At 60.1% G+C, this 17,558-nt stretch carries 12 protein-coding genes; 7 read left to right on the top strand and 5 right to left on the bottom strand.

All coding sequences use genetic code 11. The features are described 5' to 3' along the window. The first annotated feature begins 200 nt into the window (after positions 1-200). On the top strand, positions 201-1,031 hold the full coding sequence (locus IB250_RS07065; protein ID WP_008011081.1) for an alpha/beta fold hydrolase: 831 nt from the start codon (positions 201-203) through the stop codon (positions 1,029-1,031). A gap of 169 nt (positions 1,032-1,200) precedes the next feature. On the opposite strand, the gene IB250_RS07060 is transcribed toward IB250_RS07065, so the two are convergent. From IB250_RS07060 to IB250_RS07045, 4 genes are all read right to left on the bottom strand, one after another. Next, a complete protein-coding gene (locus IB250_RS07060) occupies positions 1,201-2,049 on the bottom strand; it encodes a sugar phosphate isomerase/epimerase family protein (protein ID WP_192343554.1) in 849 nt (282 codons plus the stop codon). Position 2,050: 1 nt separating this feature from the next. Next, on the bottom strand, positions 2,051-3,292 hold the full coding sequence (locus IB250_RS07055) for an NAD(P)/FAD-dependent oxidoreductase (RefSeq protein ID WP_192343553.1): 1,242 nt from the start codon (positions 3,290-3,292) through the stop codon (positions 2,051-2,053). 18 nt (positions 3,293-3,310) lie between these two features. Further along, entirely contained in the window at positions 3,311-3,631 is a 321-nt protein-coding gene (locus IB250_RS07050) for a MocE family 2Fe-2S type ferredoxin (RefSeq protein WP_007904516.1), read from the bottom strand. A 149-nt stretch (positions 3,632-3,780) separates the two neighbouring features. Next, positions 3,781-4,893 carry a fatty acid desaturase family protein gene (locus IB250_RS07045; RefSeq protein ID WP_192343552.1) on the bottom strand — a complete coding sequence of 371 codons (1,113 nt, stop codon included), beginning with the start codon at positions 4,891-4,893 and terminating at the stop codon, positions 3,781-3,783. Positions 4,894-5,073: 180 nt separating this feature from the next. Here IB250_RS07045 and IB250_RS07040 point away from each other — a divergent pair, with 180 nt between their 5' ends. Continuing rightward, positions 5,074-6,123 carry a LacI family DNA-binding transcriptional regulator gene (locus tag IB250_RS07040; RefSeq protein WP_192343551.1) on the top strand — a complete coding sequence of 350 codons (1,050 nt, stop codon included), beginning with the start codon at positions 5,074-5,076 and terminating at the stop codon, positions 6,121-6,123. A 228-nt stretch (positions 6,124-6,351) separates the two neighbouring features. Here the strand turns inward: IB250_RS07040 and IB250_RS07035 are convergent, their stop codons facing one another. Continuing rightward, positions 6,352-8,358, bottom strand: a complete 2,007-nt coding sequence (locus IB250_RS07035) for a sigma-54 interaction domain-containing protein (RefSeq protein WP_192343803.1) — start codon at positions 8,356-8,358, stop codon at positions 6,352-6,354. 200 nt (positions 8,359-8,558) lie between these two features. On the opposite strand from IB250_RS07035, the gene IB250_RS07030 reads away from it, so the two are divergent. The 5 genes from IB250_RS07030 (at position 8,559) to IB250_RS07010 (ending at position 17,522) form a co-directional block, all read left to right on the top strand. Continuing rightward, positions 8,559-9,581: a Gfo/Idh/MocA family oxidoreductase gene (locus IB250_RS07030; protein ID WP_192343550.1), complete on the top strand. Its 1,023-nt coding sequence runs from the start codon at positions 8,559-8,561 to the stop codon at positions 9,579-9,581. Further along, positions 9,578-10,366 carry a TIM barrel protein gene (locus IB250_RS07025; RefSeq protein ID WP_192343549.1) on the top strand — a complete coding sequence of 263 codons (789 nt, stop codon included), beginning with the start codon at positions 9,578-9,580 and terminating at the stop codon, positions 10,364-10,366. Before IB250_RS07030 ends, IB250_RS07025 begins: the two co-directional genes overlap by 4 nt. 99 nt (positions 10,367-10,465) lie before the next feature. Beyond that, complete coding sequence (locus tag IB250_RS07020; RefSeq protein WP_192343548.1) at positions 10,466-11,392, top strand: sugar ABC transporter substrate-binding protein; 927 nt, start codon at positions 10,466-10,468, stop codon at positions 11,390-11,392. A 538-nt stretch (positions 11,393-11,930) separates the two neighbouring features. Beyond that, positions 11,931-13,088, top strand: coding sequence for a two-component system response regulator (locus IB250_RS07015; RefSeq protein WP_192343547.1), 1,158 nt, complete (start codon positions 11,931-11,933; stop codon positions 13,086-13,088). A gap of 42 nt (positions 13,089-13,130) precedes the next feature. Further along, positions 13,131-17,522 carry a response regulator gene (locus IB250_RS07010; protein WP_192343546.1) on the top strand — a complete coding sequence of 1,464 codons (4,392 nt, stop codon included), beginning with the start codon at positions 13,131-13,133 and terminating at the stop codon, positions 17,520-17,522. Positions 17,523-17,558: the final 36 nt, after the last annotated feature.

The raw sequence follows: 17,558 nt of genomic DNA, 5'->3' as shown, positions 1-17,558 counted from the left end.
AGCAACAACACATGATCGAGAGACCGCCAATGAAAGACTCCAATCGGGAGATAGATCTCCAGCGTCGGGCCATATTGACAAGTTCAGCAGTAGTGGCCGCCAGTTTGTTGGTTCCGCTTTCCAGTTTTTCCGGGTTGACGCAGGCCGCTGATAAGCCCTCTACAACCCAACACAAACCAGATCACAAGGAGATGCACGCTATGAACTCTATTACGACCAAAGACGGCACCGAGATTTTCTTCAAGGATTGGGGTCCGAAAGACGCGACGCCCATAGTGTTTCACCACGGCTGGCCATTGAGCGCGGACGACTGGGACAACCAGATGATGTTTTTCTTGCTCAAAGGCTATCGGGTGATCGCGCACGACCGCCGCGGTCACGGCCGCTCGACCCAAACCTGGGTGGGCAACGAAATGGACACCTACACCGCCGATGTCATCGAGCTGACCGATGCGCTCGACCTTAAAGGTGCGATCCACGTCGGCCATTCGACCGGTGGGGGTGAAGTAGCGCGCTACGCCGCTCGAGCCAAACCGGGACGCGTTGCCAAGGCCGTACTGATCAGCGCGGTTCCCCCCATCATGGTTAAGTCAGAGAAGAACCCCGGCGGTTTACCTCTGGAAGTGTTCGACGGGTTCCGTTCGGCACTGGCCGCTAGCCGCGCGCAGTTTTACCTGGACGTGCCGTCGGGGCCGTTCTACGGTTTCAATCGACCCGGGGCGAAGGTTTCACAAGGCGTAATCGACAACTGGTGGCGGCAAGGCATGATGGGCGGTGCAAAAGCTCATTACGACTGCATCAAAGCGTTTTCCGAGACCGACTTCACCGAAGACCTGAAGGCGATTCAGGTGCCCACACTGGTCATGCATGGAGAGGATGATCAGATTGTGCCGATTGCCGACTCTGCGCCGCTTTCGGCCAAACTATTGAAGCATTCCACGCTCAAGACGTACCCGGGCTTTCCCCACGGTATGCCGACGACCAACGCGGATCAGATCAACGCCGATTTGTTGGCGTTCATTCGCGGTTGAGCACTAACGTCGCGACGGCGATCTGATCGCCGTCGCGGCGTCTGAAATGGTTGGCGCTGGAAAACCCTGAACGACGAAATACCCCCTGAAAGATTTAGCCCATCTGTTGCATCGACCGATTGAATCCACAGCCGATAGCTGCCCGCCCTACAACCACTCCTGCATTAAATCAGCCCCCATCGTTTGACCGTGCCCGACAATCATTCCAAACCTCACGTATCACCTCCTTAAGCATCAGCGCCTCGGCCCAGCGATCGGTGATGTCGCGTCCATCGGCACCCGTAATGGCATAAGGCGGTGGGCCGAGTTCACAGGTGAAGGACAAGCTGGCGGGCGTGTTCGGTCGGGCCAGCCAATCCTCTATTCCATAGCGCCACCAGCCCAGGAAACGTTCCAGCCAGGGTCGATGCTGGGCGAAGCTCAGGGGCACCTGGACCTGTTCGCCGTTGGCGACACGACCATGAAAACCCCAACTGTGGCGCAGGATGGTGTGGATCTGTTCGTCGTCCTCGGCGGCAGCCGGCTCTGGCAGTTCGCGGCCCACGACATAATGGGACAAGTCGGCCAACAGTTTGAGATCGGGCATTTCCTCGAGAATGTCGAGGGTGAATAACAGGTCATTGGTGAGGCGATAACGGTGGGTTTCCAGTAGAACAGGAAAGTCCACCTGCTCGGCCAGACGCTGCCAGCCTTCGATCAGTTCGATAGCTTGCTTCAACGTGCGCGGCCGCACGTCTGCTTGCAGCGTGAGGTGGTGGCAGCCGTAACGGGCCGCGACATCGATCGCTGCCGCCAGATCATCCACGGTGCGGGGGAACACCTGCCCTTCGATTTGCAGGCCCTGCGCCTTGGCGGCGGCATGCAGGCGTGCGGCATGTGACGCGACCCAGAAATGGTCAGTGATCCCGTCAAAGCCGGCGGCGGCGATTTTCTCCACTTGCGCTTCCAGGGGAAGGTCGCATTGGCCGCGGTGATCTTGCATGGCCCACTGGGACTGAAAGACCAGGAATTCACGCATGTCAGTTCCTCAGCAGTTGTTTGAGCGGTACATCGGCGTCGGCCAGTGCGTCTACCGAAAGGAGGTTACGGTGAGCGATCAGCCGCTCGCACAACTTGATGTCCTTGGCGATGCTATTCCCCTGCCCCCAGCCGCAAGCGCCTTGCAAACGTTGCTCGGCATCGAGGTAGAACAACAGGAATCCGCCACCCGGGGTTGTCCGGCTCGCCGTGGGTTGTGTGTTTGCGATCACACCCACGGTCTGCAATCCCCAGTCGTATTGATCGGACCAAAAACCGGGAATGACCTCGAAGGGCAGCTCGCCGCCCAACAGATTCAGGGCGGCGTGACGACCTTGGGTCTCGGCGTTGCGCCAGGTTTCCTGACGCTGGAAAACGCCTTGCGGGTGCAGTCGAAACTCACAGACATCGCCCGCCGCAAAGATGTCCGGCGCGCTGGTGCGCAGTTGGGCATCGACGCGAATGCCCTGACCGACCTCAAGTCCTGCGGCCGCGGCCAGCTCAGTGTTGGGTTGCATGCCGATGCCCACCACCACCAAGTCACAGGGCAGCAACTCGCCGTCGACCAATTGCACGGACTCAACGTGAGTAGTGCCCTGCACCGCCTCAATCGCCACATTCAGCCGGACGTCCACGCCCCGACTGCGATGCAGTTCCAGCAGGACGCTGGACAACTGCTCCGGCAATACCCGCCCCGCCAAACGCGGACTGGCCTCGAGCAATGTCACGGTGCAACCCAACGCCCGGGCGGTGGCGGCGACTTCGAGTCCGATAAAGCCGCCGCCGATGATCACTACCCGGGCGTCAGGTTGCAACGAAGCGCGCAGTGCCAGCGCCTCGTCATGAGTACGCAGATAAAGCACATTGCGCAGGTGCTCGGGCACCGAGGCGAGTCTGCGCGAGCTCCCTCCCGTCGCCAATAACAGCCGCGCGTAATGCAGCCAGTTGCCGTCGGCCAGTTGCAGACGATGCTGCTGCGGATCCAGGCATTTCACCGGGTTGCCGGCCAGGTGTTCGATGTCCAGTTCGGCGAGCTGAGCGGTATCGCACAGGCTGTAACCCGCCAGATCGACCGTGCCCTGCAACAGCCCCTTGGACAGCGGCGGACGTTCATAGGGCGCGTGGGACTCGTCGCCTATCAGAATCAGGCGACCGCTATAACCTTCGCCGCGCAGGGTCAGGGCCGCACGGCCACCCGCATGCCCGGCGCCGACGATGACCAGTGGAGCATTGGCAGGATTCATGGCACAGACTCCGTGCAGTTAAACCGTGATGGCGAGTAGCACACGCCCCGCCTCGACCCGGACTTCATAGGTCTTGAGATTGACGCACACCGGTGCGCCAAGGGCTTTGCCGGAGCGGTAGTCGAAACGCCCGTTGTGCTTGGGGCACTCGACGACATGGTCCATCACCAAGCCATCCGCCAAGTGGATGGACTCGTGGGTGCACAAGCCCGCGGTGGCGAAAAACTCGCTGTTAGCGGAGCGGTAGACGGCATAGGTGTGCTGGCCATGGTCGAAACGAATGACATCTTCATCGTCGATATCGTCCACGGCACATACATCGATCCATTGATCGGTCATGGCGTTTTCTCTTGTAGTGGTACACACAGGAAGGTGTCATGTGGGAGCGGGCTTGCTCGCGAAAGCGGTGTATCAGGCGGCATCAATGTTGACTGTGACGCCGTCTTCGCGAGCAAGCCCGCTCCCACAGGGGTTGTGCCTATTGGATGTCAGCCCGGCATTGCTTCAGGTTGTGCCCGGACGGTTGCGGCGGGTTTGGTGCTTTGTGGCAAAGGGCGACGGACGAAATAAGTCGGGTCTTTGCGCTGCTTCCAGATGGTCGGGAGGATTTCCTTGAAAGCCTCGAACAGGCTGGTGTAAGGCGGCGGGCAGTCGTTGCGAATCTCCTCGTGAAGCTGCGCCAGCGCGTGAAACGGCACCATCGGATACATGTGATGCTCAAGGTGATAGTTCATGTTGAGGTACATGAAGCGCAGCACCGGGCCCATATAAATCGTGCGGCAGTTGCTGCGATGATCGAGTACGTCCTCAGCCAAGCCGACATGCTGCGAAAGGCCGAACAGGTAGGACAGCCAACCGCCATAGAGGGTCGGCAGGCCGATAAACATCAGCGGCAACCAGCTCTGCAGATAAAGCGCAGTGCCCACGGTGAGCGCATAAATCGCTAGCCAGACGCGTGCGTCCCTCACCACCTTGGGCCACTCGGATTCGGGGATGAACGTCTGCTCTTCTTCACCCATCCGCCCTACCGCGTGTTTGCAGACTGACCACATCGTGTTCAACGCGTAAGGCATTCTGAACAGGCTCAACACCATATTGATCAGGCTTGGCGGACGTGGTTCGACGATCTCCGGATCGCGGCCGACGATCACGGTGTCGGTGTGGTGCCGTGCATGGCTCCAGCGCCAGACTTGGGGTTCGAACATGAACATGAAGCTCGACAGCTGATAGACCGCATCATTCATCCAGCGGGTCTTGAACGCCGTACCGTGACCCGCTTCGTGCCAACGGGCATTGGACGCCGTGCCATAGAGCATCCCGTAGACGAAGAAGAACGGAACGCAGGCCCAGGAGCCCCAGAACCAGTAGCCACCGAAGCCGGTCACGACCATCGCCGATAGCCAGATCGCGGTATCAAGCAAGGCCGGGCCATCGCGGCGCTGCATCAATTCCTTCATGCGTTTACGAGAAATGGGGGATTGGTACCAGCTTGCCGATACCAGGCCTTTTTGCGCCGCTCGGGCGGCTTCGGGGCCGGTCAATCGATAATCCCGTGGCTTGGGTTTACCGGGGTTTTCAAAGGCTGCGTTTTGTTCAGGCATTTTATTGTTCTCCGCAAGCTTGATTGTTTTAGGCACTTTTCGACGCGGGATCACATCGCTGGGGAAAATATAGAGAGCGCAGAAATCACCCTCAAGCCCTTGAATACATTCCCTATCAAGCTATCATCCAGGCCCATTGAAGCTTGATAGTTTTCTATCAAGGCGCTTGCGGGGCCCGCCATGAACAACACTAAACGCCCAACCATCGCCACCGTTGCCGAACACGCTGGCTTGAGTGTCGCTACCGTGGACCGGGTGCTCAACGCCAGGGCTCCAGTCAACCCGGACACCGCCGAGCAGGTATTCCAGGCCGCCGAAGCGGTCGGTTATTTCGCTGCCAGGCTGATCGGCCAGCGGATCCGCGAACGGCGTCCCACCTATCGTTTCGGCATCCTGCTGCTCGGCACCGCCCAGGCGTTTTATGGCAACGTGGCCACCGCCATCACCGAGGCGGCGCAGCGTCAGGCTGGGGCCAACCTGAGCATTCAATTCGAGTACGTTTTCGATCGCACGCCCAGCTCGATCATTGCCCAGATCGAACAACTGGCGGTGCAGTGCGATGGTCTGGCGGTGGTCAGCTTCGCGCATCCGCTGATCAATGCCGCCATCGCGCAGATCAGAGAGGCCGGCGTGCCGGTGATCGCAATGCTGTCCGACATTCATGAGGCGGCGGATGAGCCTTACGTCGGCCAGGATAATCACGAGGTCGGACGTACCATGGGTTGGCTGATGGCGCATACGTGTGGCGCCCGCAAAGGCAGCGTCGGGGTGTTGCTCGGTGGTCACCGTTTTCTTGGCCATCAGGCGCGGGTCGAGGGGTTGCGCAGCTACCTGGCAGAACGCGCCCCAGGGTTGCGGCTGCTGGAAGCGGTGATCAATCTGGACAATTGCGACATCACCGAAGAGGCGACGCTGGACCTGCTGGCACGGCATGACGACTTGCGCGGTTTGTGCGTGGTCGGCGGTGGCGGCGACGGGGTCATCAATGCCCTGTCGCAGCTACCGAAGCAGCCGTCACTGTGCTGCATTCTGCAGGAGTCGACCGAGCTGTCGCGACAAGCGCTGGATCAGGGGCTGATCAGCCTGGTGATCGACTCCCAACCGCGATTGCTGGCGGCAGCGCTGGTCGACTTGCTGGTCGAGCTGCAGACCACGCCGGACTTCGACCCGATACGGCATCGAATCCATATTCCGTTGCAGATCATCACCTCAGAGAACGCTCGACACTGAACTCTCCCCATCAACGGTTAATGCTGTTTACTTAAGCGATTTCAGCCACGAGGCATTCTTTGTAGCAGCTGCCGAAGGCTGCGTTCGGCTGCGAAGCAGTCGTGAGTCCGGCTGCCGTGGTGTACCTGATGCACCGCAATTGCTGATTTTACGACTGCTTCGCAGCCGAACGCAGGCTGCGCCAGCTGCTACAGATCGCATTACGGCTTAAGTGGACAGCATTACCCGTCAGAGATTGGCTCCTTCACGAAAAGCATCGGCACTCAGCCCGAATCGATTCATCTTGTTGTACAACCCACCACGAGAAACGTTCAGCTGCCTCGCGGCCAGGCGGATGTTGCCGCGGGTATCCCTGAGGGCGGCGATGATCGCATTCATTTCATGGGTGCCGAGGTCCAGGGCTGCCCGGGGTTCGGGCACACTTCCTGGCGCCAGCTGACGTAGCCTTTGCTTGATTTCAAGCGGTAGATCAGCTGGCTGAATCAGTTCGGTCACCGCCAGATTGGTCGCCCGTTCAATGGTGTTTTCCAACTCGCGAACATTACCCGGCCAGCTGTAGGCCGAAAGAATATCCAACGCCTCTGGCGAGATGCCCTGCACCGATTTGCGCAATGACCGGGTGCAACGATTGAGAAAATGCCGCGCCAGCAATGGAACATCTTCCCTACGCATCCGCAGCGGCGGAACCGTCAGGTTCAGCACATTGAGCCGGTAGTAAAGATCCTCACGGAAGGCGCCATCGGCAACCGCCTGACTCAGGTTGCGGTGGGTGGCGGCGATGATGCGTACATCCACTTGCTGCGATTTTTTCGCGCCCACGCGAGTCACCTCGCCTTCTTGCAAGACGCGCAGCAGGCTGACCTGGGCATCAAAAGACATGTCACCGATTTCGTCGAGGAAGATCGTTCCGCCATCGGCCAATTCGAACTTCCCGGCAGAGCCTCCACGGGCCGATCCGGTGAACGCGCCCTCGACATGACCAAACAGTTCGCTCTGCACCAGATCTCGCGGAATGGCCCCGCAATTGACGGCCACAAAAGGACCGCTGCAACGGTCGCTGGCGTTATGGATCGCTTGGGCAAACAACTCCTTGCCGGTGCCGCTTTCACCGAGGATCAGCGTGGTCGAGTCACTGCGACTGGCAATCCGTCCCAGGTGCAACGCGTCCTGTATGGCTCGCGAACTGCCCTGAATGGTCTCGAAGGTGTAGCTGGCTTGAGTGCCGATAATCCGCCGGGTAATTTCCCGGATGCGCCTGTTCTCACGCAACGAAACAATGCGCCCGCCTTGCTCCAGTGGGCATACCGACACCAGACACGCCAAGTGGCTGCGATCATGCAATTCAAACGTGCAATCCAGGTCCCGTAACCCTTCCCCGCCGCGCAGCAAAATCTCATCGGTCAGCTCGCTCTGGCCCAGACGCTGGAACGGGCTGCCCAACAGATCCCGCCCCACACGAAACAATTGCCGGGCATAGCGGTTGAGCGCCTTGATGCAGCCCCGCTCATCCAGCACCACAAGCCCCTCGTTGAGCACTTCGAGGACGGTTTGCTGTTCTTCCAGCAGAGCTTGCAGCGCCATCTGCCGCGAGACCGCTTCGGCCGCTGCCTGGACGGTGCCCAGCGTATGGAAATGAAACCAGCCCGGCTCGGCGGTCAAGGTCAGCATGGCCAGCGTCCTGCCCTGCGCATCCCTGATCGGCGCGGCAGCACAATGCATTCGCCGCCGACGCAGGCCGATCCCGAAGTTTTCCTCGGCCAGCACATACACCAAGCGATCTTCGGCAATCGCCAGCCCGGTGCAGTTGGTGCCCTGCACCGACTCCAGCAGCCGACTGCCCACCGGCGTGAGGTCCAGGCCGCAGAAATACAGGGTTGTGCCTGTGGCATCGGTCAGATTGATATGGCCCCTGGGGTTGTAAGCCAGCAATCCCTTCATGACCTCCGCCGCCGCCGCGATCAAGGCGCGATTGGCCGCCAGCGTTGCAGCCAGAACGGTCGGGGCGACAAACCGGTATTCACCATCCTCAGGATCGAGGCCGGCACTGACGCTGCGCAGCCAGGAGTCCCAGATAACCTGCCTGACCCCGGCCGGTCGATCGGTGCGGCCGTTCAAACAAGCCAGCCAAGCCTGATCCAGCTCGGCGATCGGTCCTTCGTTCAACGATGCAGGCCCGAGCGCGGTGATGTAATCGAGGTCTTGCGCGCTGAAGGCTGCTAGCTCTGGGTTTACCATCATCGATCCGCTTCTATGTTCACGTTTTAGACATGCCAGTGTAGACATGTCATGCGAATGAACACATCTTTCAATAAATATTAATTAACTCCTTAAATATCAAGCATTTATATATTGGCACAGCCCTTGCTCTCTCGATTAACGCCAGCGAGGACATTCCTGCTGCGAGTCATTGAACAACAATAAAAGGGAGTCATTTCATGAGTACGTCCAAGATCATCCGCCTGGGTCTCATCGGTGCTGGCCGCATGGGCAGCTTTCACGGCCTGACTGCCGCCAGACACATTCCCGGCGCCTGCCTGGCCGCCATCGCCGACCCTACCCCCGGTCAAGCCGCCCGCCTGGCTGCAGAGTTGGGTGTGCAACGGGTCTATACCGATCCACAACAACTGCTCGATGACCCGGAAATCGATGCTGTCTTGATTGCCGCCCCCGCCCGCAGCCATGCCGAACTGGTGATCAGTGCGGCCCGGGCCGGCAAAGGCGTGTTTTGTGAAAAACCCATGGCCATCACCCTCGACGAGGCCGACCGCGCCATCGCCGCAGCCGCCGATGCGCGCGTGCCGCTACAGGTCGGCTTCAACCGCCGCTTCGCCAAAAGCTTCCGTGTGGCTCACCTGGACGTGGTCGCCGGCCGCATCGGTACGCCGCAACTGCTGCGCTCGCTGACCCGCGACCCGGCGCTGAACAACCCGGCTGCCTCGCCGCAGTGGGTGATTTTCCTCGAAACCCTGATCCATGACTTCGATACCCTGCGCTACCTCAATCCCGGCGCCGAAGCGGTTGAGGTTTTTGTCATGGCCGATGCCCTGATCGCACCGGACTACAAGGCCAAGGGTTTCCTCGACACCGCCGTGGTCACGATCCGTTTCGACAACGGCGCCATCGCGACGGCCGAGGCCAATTTCCAGGCCGTGTATGGCTACGATGTTCGAGGAGAAGTGTTCGGCAGCGCTGGCATGCTGACCATGGGCAGCGTCAGTGAGTCTGACCTGGTTCGTTATCTGGCCAATGGCATCCAGACAGACACCCAGCGCCTGGACACCGACCTGCTGCGTGATGCCTACGTGGCCGAGCTCAATCACTTTGTCGACTGCCTGCGCACCGGTGAAAAACCGCTTGCCAGCGGCGAAGATGCCCGGGCGGCACTGGCCATTGCCCGCGCGTGTATCGAATCCTTCCAGCAGGGCAAACCTGTGCGCGTGCAAGGAGCCCAGTCATGAGTTTCACACCGTTCAAACTGGCGATCAGTGCCGAGATGGTCTTCCTTGATCTGCCATTCACAGAGCGCGTTAAACGCATTCACGCGCTGGGGTTCAGCGCCGAACTCTGGGACTGGACGAAGAAAGACATTGCGGCCCTTGTCGCCACGGGCGCTGACTTCACCTCGATGACCGGCTACATCTCGGGCAACCTGACCGACCCCGAAGATATCCAGCACCTGCTCGACAGCGCACGAGAATCGCTGGCCGTCGCCGCACAACTGAATTGCCCGAGTCTCAACCTGCATGGCACTGGCCTGGGCGACAAAGGTTTGCCGGTCAAACCCGTGGCCCACACCACCGGACGCATGTGGTTGAGCGCCTGCAAGACCCTGGAAAAAATCGCTCGCCTGGGCGAAGACGCAGGCCGGGTATTCTTGCTGGAAAACCTCAATACCGAGGTGGATCACCCCGGCACTCCCTTCGCTCGCGCCGACGATACCCTGGCGCTGATCGAGGCCGTGGGCAGCCCTCATCTGAAGATGAACCTGGATCTTTACCATGCCCAGATCGGCGAAGGAAACCTGATCGAACTGATCCAGCGTGCCGGCAGCGCCATCGGGGAAATCCAGGTCGCCGATGTCCCCGGCCGCATGGAACCGGGCACCGGCGAAATCCATTATCCGGCCATTGCCAACGCCTTGTTCCGCATGGGATACACCGGTGTCGTCGGGCTCGAGGGCTGGGCGAGCGGCGACAGTGAAGCGGCACTTGAACGCTTTCGACTAGCTTTCACGCTGGATTGAGGACACTGGCGCTCTCGACGGGTTTGATTCAGAGAGCGCCAGAAACCCTCACGTTGATCTTGATGAATTTCAACTCATAACAAAAAAGGAAAAACCATCATGCGTCGCTGCACACTTCTTTTTGCCACGCTGTTATTCCTCTTCAGCCAATGGGCCGCCGCCAGCTATCGCATCGGCGTCAGCATTGCCAGGGTTGACGACAACTTCATGACCTATGTGCGCAGCGGCCTGGAAGATGCCGCCAGGAAGGAGAACGTCCAGATCCAGTTCGAGGATGCCCAGGGCGATGTGGTTCGCCAGCTCAATCAGATCCAGGGCTTTCTCGGCCAGAAAGTGGATGCCGTCATCGTCCTGCCCGTGGACACCGCCGCCACCGCCAACATGACTCGCGCCGCCGTCGAAGCAAAAATACCGCTGGTCTACGTCAACCGCCATCCGGACGAACGCGTCCTGCCCAAAGGCGTGGTCACGGTTGCCTCCAATGACGTTGAGGCCGGGCAGCTGCAAATGCGCTATCTGGCTGACAAGATGGCAGGCAAAGGCAACATCGCGATCATCATGGGCGACCTGGCGCAGAACTCCACGCACGACCGCACCGAAGGCGTCAAACAAGTGCTCAAGGACTATCCCGGGATCAAGATCGTCGAACAACAAAGTGCCGAGTGGCAGCGCAACAAAGGGATGGACCTGACCAGCAACTGGCTCCTGGCCGGCACCGATTTCGATGCCATCGTGGCCAATAATGACGAGATGGCCATCGGCGCCGCCATGGCACTGCAGCAAGCCGGCAAAGCCAAGGGCGAGATTGCAATTGTCGGCATCGACGGCCTGCCTGACGGTTTGGCGGCCATCAAGCGCGGAATGCTCGTAGCCTCCGTCTTTCAAGACCCCAAAGCGCAAGCGACCAGCGCGCTGCAAGCGGCCATCAAGATGATCAAAGGAGAGCCGGTCGAGACGGATGTCTGGGTGCCTTTTCAGCTGATCACGCCGGAGCAGGTAGCGGTGTTTGAGCAGCATTATAAATAGCGTCAAACGGCAGAATTTGAAGGTGATTCAAATTGGCCGTCGCTTCGTCTTAGGCTTTGTGCGAAAAGTCGCCTTGCCTGATCGCTGCTCGGCGACTTTTGGTACTTTGGGTATTGGCCGCTTTTGGCCGACCTTTGCAGAGTCTGCGAAGCTGGACCGTCGCTAACCGGCCAGAAGTACAACCGTGCACCAGGCAGGCTTCTGACGGAACCTGATATTGCAGCTTTTTGCAGCTGCCGAGTGCGGACTGATGCCCAGGCGGGCGATCAGGAAACCAGATTCGGCATTTACCCGGAGGCGACCAATGGCCGCGGGGAATCTCAACCTCATCGTATTCGGACTCTGGCTCGACGAAAGCCACTGCCTGCTTTGGGTCCGATTTCGGTCAGTCGCAACAGGCAGAAATCGGCCAGAAACGGACACCCACAAGCCTCCGACTTTCTCCTAGCGATTGCAGATTTTCCTAGCTACGCTTGCCAGCAAGGGAATGGCGTAAGTACGGCCTCTCCTTAATTGTCAGGCTAGGGAGCCAACATCTATGGATAGCATGCAGAGCGTTTATCCATCAGCCACCGTTCTGGTGGTCGACGACACCCCCGACAACCTGATGTTGATCGCCGAGTTACTCAAGGACAGCTATCGAGTCAAGGCAGCCAACAGCGGCGAGAAAGCGTTGCGTCTTCTCCAGAGCGACCCACTTCCCGACCTGATCCTGCTGGACATCATGATGCCGGGCCTGTCCGGCTATGACGTTGCCGGGCAGCTCCAGCTTGACCCCCGCACACGCCACATTCCGATCATTTTCCTGACCTCCATGGCTGCCACAGAGGACGAGATTCGCGGCTTGAGCCTGGGCGCCGCGGACTACATCACCAAACCGATCATCCCCCCGGTGCTCATGGCCAGGGTCGCGACCCAGATCAAGGTCAAGGCGGCTGCGGACTTCCTGCGTGACAAGAACGAATTTCTGGAGCAGGAGGTGCAGCGCCGCACCCGCGAGGTGACTGCAATCCAGGACGTCACCATCCACGCCATGGCATCGCTGGCCGAAACCCGCGACAACGAAACCGGCAACCACATTCGCCGTACCCAGCACTACATCAAACTGCTGGCCGAGCTACTGCGCGAGCATCCTCGCTTCCGCCACTTCCTCGACGAGGAAACCATCAAGCTGCTGTTCAAGTCGGCACCGCTGCACGATATCGGCAAGATCGGCATTCCCGATCGCATCCTGCTCAAGCCGGGACGTCTCACTCCGGAAGAGTTCGAGATCATGAAGACCCACACGACGTTGGGGCGCGATGCCATCCAACACGCCGAGGATCAATTAGGGATAGGCGTCGACTTCCTTCATCTGGCCAAGGAAATCGCTTATGGCCACCAGGAAAAATGGGATGGCAGTGGCTATCCGCAAGGGGTGGCCACCGACGACATCCCCATCAGTGCCCGTTTGATGGCCGTGGCGGATGTCTACGATGCGCTGATCAGCCGCCGCGTGTACAAACCCGGTATGCCCCATGAGCAGGCGGTGGACATTATGCGCGAAGGCCGGGGTTCGCATTTCGACCCAGACATCTGCGATACCTTTCTGGCCAATGCCGAACGGTTCCGGGAAATTGCCGAGCGGTTCGCCGACAGCGATCAGGACATGGCCAAGCAGTTAGCCCTACTCGAGCAGATCGCTGACCAGCCCTGAGCCTTAGCATCATTCTGCACACCACGCTAAACGAGGCGGTATATGAACAGACTGTTCGAGCTGCTCGAGCGCCTGTCCCTGCGCAGTAAATTGATCATCGGCTTCGCTGCGTTGCTGATATTGATCCTGATGCTGGGCGTGCAAAGCCTACGCACCCAGTATTCACTCAGGTACGAAATGCAGCAGTTGTACCAACAGGATCTGGTCGGTATCCAGCATGTGCAGGAGGTTCGGGTGCAGCTGCCGCATCTGTTGCTGGCACTGCAACGCGCCGTCGCTACCAGCAACGCGGACATCCGCATCAGCGCCAGGGCCCAGATGGACGTCGCCCAGGAGCGTCTGCACGAGGCCCTGGAGCAGGTTCGCCCAACGCTGCGGCGACAGAGCAGCCTCAACAGCTTGCTGGAGTTTGAGGTGGTCTTGCAGCGCCTGCAGAAAAATGGCGATGAAGCGCTGGAACTGGCTGGCAAGGGCTCCCTGGGTCAGGCGCTGATGTTACTCAACAGCAAGGAATTTCTCGCGCGGGAGCAGGAAAGCGAAGAGCTGCTTCTGCAGATAGAGAAAAACAAGGAAGCCGATATCTACGATACGGCGAAAAATCTGGCCGAGTACGCCCAGCACAGCAGCACGATCACTTATGTGTTGCTGCTGGGCGGATCGACGCTGGCCTTGCTGTTGACCTGGCTGGTCAGTCACTCCATCCGCGTGCCGCTGAATCGCGTACGCGCGGCGGTTGACGAGCTGGCATCTGGCAAATTGGACGGTCAGATCCCTCACACCGACCTTCGCAACGAAACCGGCGACCTGGCGCGCGCCATCGCTACGTTGCAACTGGAGGCTTGCCAACTTGAGCGCCAGCGCTGGGTCAAAGCCCACGCCTCGCTCCTGCAAGTGGATCTGCAACAGGCAGAGACGCCGCAACAGTTGGCCCAGGTTTTTTTTGGCCGCATCGCGCCACAGCTGGGCATGTGCCAAGGGGCGCTGTACGTGCTTTATGAAGGCGCGCCACGCCTGCAATTGCTGGGTGGTTATGCGGTGGACAGTGAGCGGCCACTGCGCGCTGAACTCGAGCTCGGTGAAGGGCTACTTGGCCAGTGTGCGCTGGATCGCCAACCCCGCCAGCTCAAGGATCTGCCCGAGCAGTTCTGGCGTGTGCGCACACAGTTGGGCGAAGCCCCCGCCAGCCATCTGCTGGTTCAGCCCGTACTGCGTGGCGAGCGTCTGCTGGGGGTTATGGAAATGGCCGGCTTTCGCTCCCTGGAAGAGAACGAGGCGTTGCTGCTGCAGGAAGTGCTACCAAGGTTGGCCGGTGCCATGGCCATTATGGAACGCAGCGAGGCGGCCCAGGCGCTGCTGCAGGAAACTCGCCGCCAGGCTGACGAGATGGGTGCCCAAACCTTGCAACTGGAATGCCAGGCCAGGGAACTGGAGGCCCAGCAGGCAGCACTGTGCGCCACCGAGGCCTGGTACCGCGGCATTATCGAGGCGGCACCGGACGGTATGCTGGTGCTGGGGGCCGACGGCCGCATCCTGATGACCAATCCGCAAATGGACACGCTGTTTGGCTATGAACAGGGCGAACTGATCGGTGCCAGCATCGAGCGTCTGGTGCCGCAGGCTGCCCGCGAGCGGCATGTCAAGTTACGCGACGGGTTCATTGCTAGCGGCGGCACCCGGCAGATGGGCGGCGACCTGGATGATCTGAGCGGCGTGCGCAAGGACGGTAGCCTGTTCTCCGTGGAAATTGGCCTGTCCCATCTGCCCCGCCTGGAGGGACGTGGCGTCTGCGTTTGTGCCTCGGTGCGCGACGTGAGCGAGCGCAGGGCGATGGAGGCCAAGTTGCGTATTGCCAGCGATCGCCTGAACCTGGCGCAGGAGGCCGGCGACATCGGTTTGTTCGACGTTGATCTGATCAGCGGCAAAAACTATTGGACGCCACAGCTCGAAACGCTGTTCGGGCTTGAGCCTGGCGAATTCGGTGGCACTCTGGAGCACTGGAAGGCGCTGGTGCATCCGGATGACATGGCGCGTGCCAGTAGCACGTTCGAGCGCGCAGTCCAAAGTGATGATGATCGTGCCGAGTTCGATTTCCGCATCGTGCGGCAAAACGATGGGCGGGTGCGCACATTCAAATCGCTCACCCGCTTCTCACGTACACCTGACGGCAAGCCCTTGCGCGCAACCGGCATCAACATCGACGTGACTGCACTGGCAGAGGCGAGGGCAGCGGCCGAGGACGCGACCCAGGCCAAGAGCGAGTTCCTCGCCAACATGAGCCACGAGATCCGCACGCCCATGAACGCCATCATCGGCATGAGCCACTTGGCGCTGCGTACCGATCTGGATAGTCGTCAGCGCAACTACATTGAAAAGGTGCACCGCTCGGCGGAGAACCTGCTGGGGATCATCAACGACATCCTCGATTTTTCCAAGATCGAGGCCGGCAGGATGAGCCTCGAACAGACGCCTTTCCGCCTGGAGGACGTACTCGACAGCTTCGCCGCCATGATTGGTCTGAAGACCGAGGACAAGGGCCTGGAATTGTTGTTCCAGACCCCGCCCGATCTACCCACTGCATTGCTCGGAGACCCCTTGCGTCTGGGGCAAGTGCTGATCAACTTGGGCAACAACGCTGCCAAGTTCACCGAACGCGGCGAAATTGTGGTCGGCATGGAAGAAGTTGGCGCCCAGGACGATCGCGTGCAACTGCATTTCTGGGTACGCGACACGGGCATCGGCATGACCGCCGAGCAATGTTCACGCCTGTTTCAGTCGTTTAGCCAGGCCGACAGCTCGACCACGCGCAAATACGGCGGCACTGGGCTGGGTTTGTCCATCTCGAAGAAATTGGTGGAGCTGATGGACGGCCACATTTGGGTTGAGAGCGAGCCGGGAGTCGGCTCCACGTTCCATTTCCAGGTGCGCCTCGGCGTGCAGCAAGGCGTTCAGCCGCGTCGTATGTTCAAGGCCGATGAACTGCTGGGTATGCGGGTGCTGGTCGTGGACGACAACGCCAGTGCCCGTGAAATCCTCTCGGGCATGGCGCGCAGCTTTGGCCTGGAGGTGGATGTCGCGCATAACGGTAGTCTGGCGCTGCGCATGTTGGCCGACGCCGAGCATAAGGCGTTGCCTTACGATCTGGTGCTGATGGATTGGCGGATGCCCGGCATGGATGGCGTTGAAACCGTGAGCAGAATGCATTCCGCCAGCCTGATGCATACGCCGTCGGTCATCATGGTCACCGCCTTCGGCCGCGAAGAGGCGCGTGAGGAAGCCGAGCGCCAGGGCATCCAGTTACCGGTGGTGCTGACCAAGCCAGTAACACCGTCCTCTTTGCTTGAAGCCATCGGTGTAGTGCTGGGCAAAGGCCCGCAGGGCGATACTCGGGCCGGCGAACGCTCCCAACAGAATGCCAGCACCGTAGCCAGCCTGAATGGAGCCCGGCTGCTGCTGGTGGAAGATAACGAGCTGAATCAGGAACTGGCCTGCGAGCTGCTGGAGGGTGTCGGAATACGGCTGCGACTGGCCAGGCACGGCCAAGAGGCTCTGGACATCCTGGCCGAGGATGGCAACTTCGACGGCGTGCTGATGGATTGCCAAATGCCGGTGATGGACGGCTACACCGCCACCCAGCAGATTCGCCAGCAGCCGCGCTTTAACGCTTTGCCGGTGATCGCCATGACTGCCAACGCCATGGACGGTGACCGCGAGCGAGCCCTGAGCAGTGGCATGAACGACCATATATCCAAGCCACTCGATGTCGATGACATGTTCGCCACACTGGCAAAATGGATCAGGCCACAGACCGCTGCCCAGGCAGCACCATCATCGCCAAATGCAGGCCTGCCGGATGGGTTGCCGGATCGCCTTGCGGACATTGATATGGTTGCCGGCCTAGCCACCTGCATGGGCCGGCGAGAACTCTATCTTCGCCTGCTCTGCAAGTTTCGCGACTCTCACACAGGCTTTGCCGAGCAATTCCAGGCCGCGCTGGCCGACCCGGATGCTGGCGCGGCCGGACGAGTGGCTCACAGCCTGCGCGGCACGGCCGGCAATATCGGCGCCAAGGCCGTGGCGCAGGCTGCTGCTGCGCTGGAGCAGGCCTGCCAGAACGGCGAGCCCGCTGCGGTGGTGCAAGCGCTGGCAGCTGAAGTCGAGAAGTGCCTGCTGCCGACCTTGGCCGCCCTGGCTCACCTGACCGCAGAAGCTCCGGCAGCGATGAGCATTGGCTTGCAGGATGGCCCCAAGTTGAACGAGCAACTGAACAGGCTCAAAGGTCTTTTGGCCGAAAGTGACACGGCGGCCATGGAAGCGCTTACCGAACTGCGCAATCTGTCACTCGATCGCGCCTTGGCCAAACGCCTGGTTCTGGTCGCGGAGCAGGTGCAGCTGTTCGACTTTGATCGTGCCCTGGAACTGTTGCAGGACGGGTGAGTTTTGCCAGGAGAGGAGCTACTGACTTCTCCTGAC

The organism is Pseudomonas sp. PDM09 (genome assembly GCF_014852305.1).
Classification (GTDB): Bacteria; Pseudomonadota; Gammaproteobacteria; order Pseudomonadales; family Pseudomonadaceae; genus Aquipseudomonas.
Note: the sequence above shows the minus strand (reverse complement) of the source record. Positions and strands in the feature narration are given on the sequence as shown.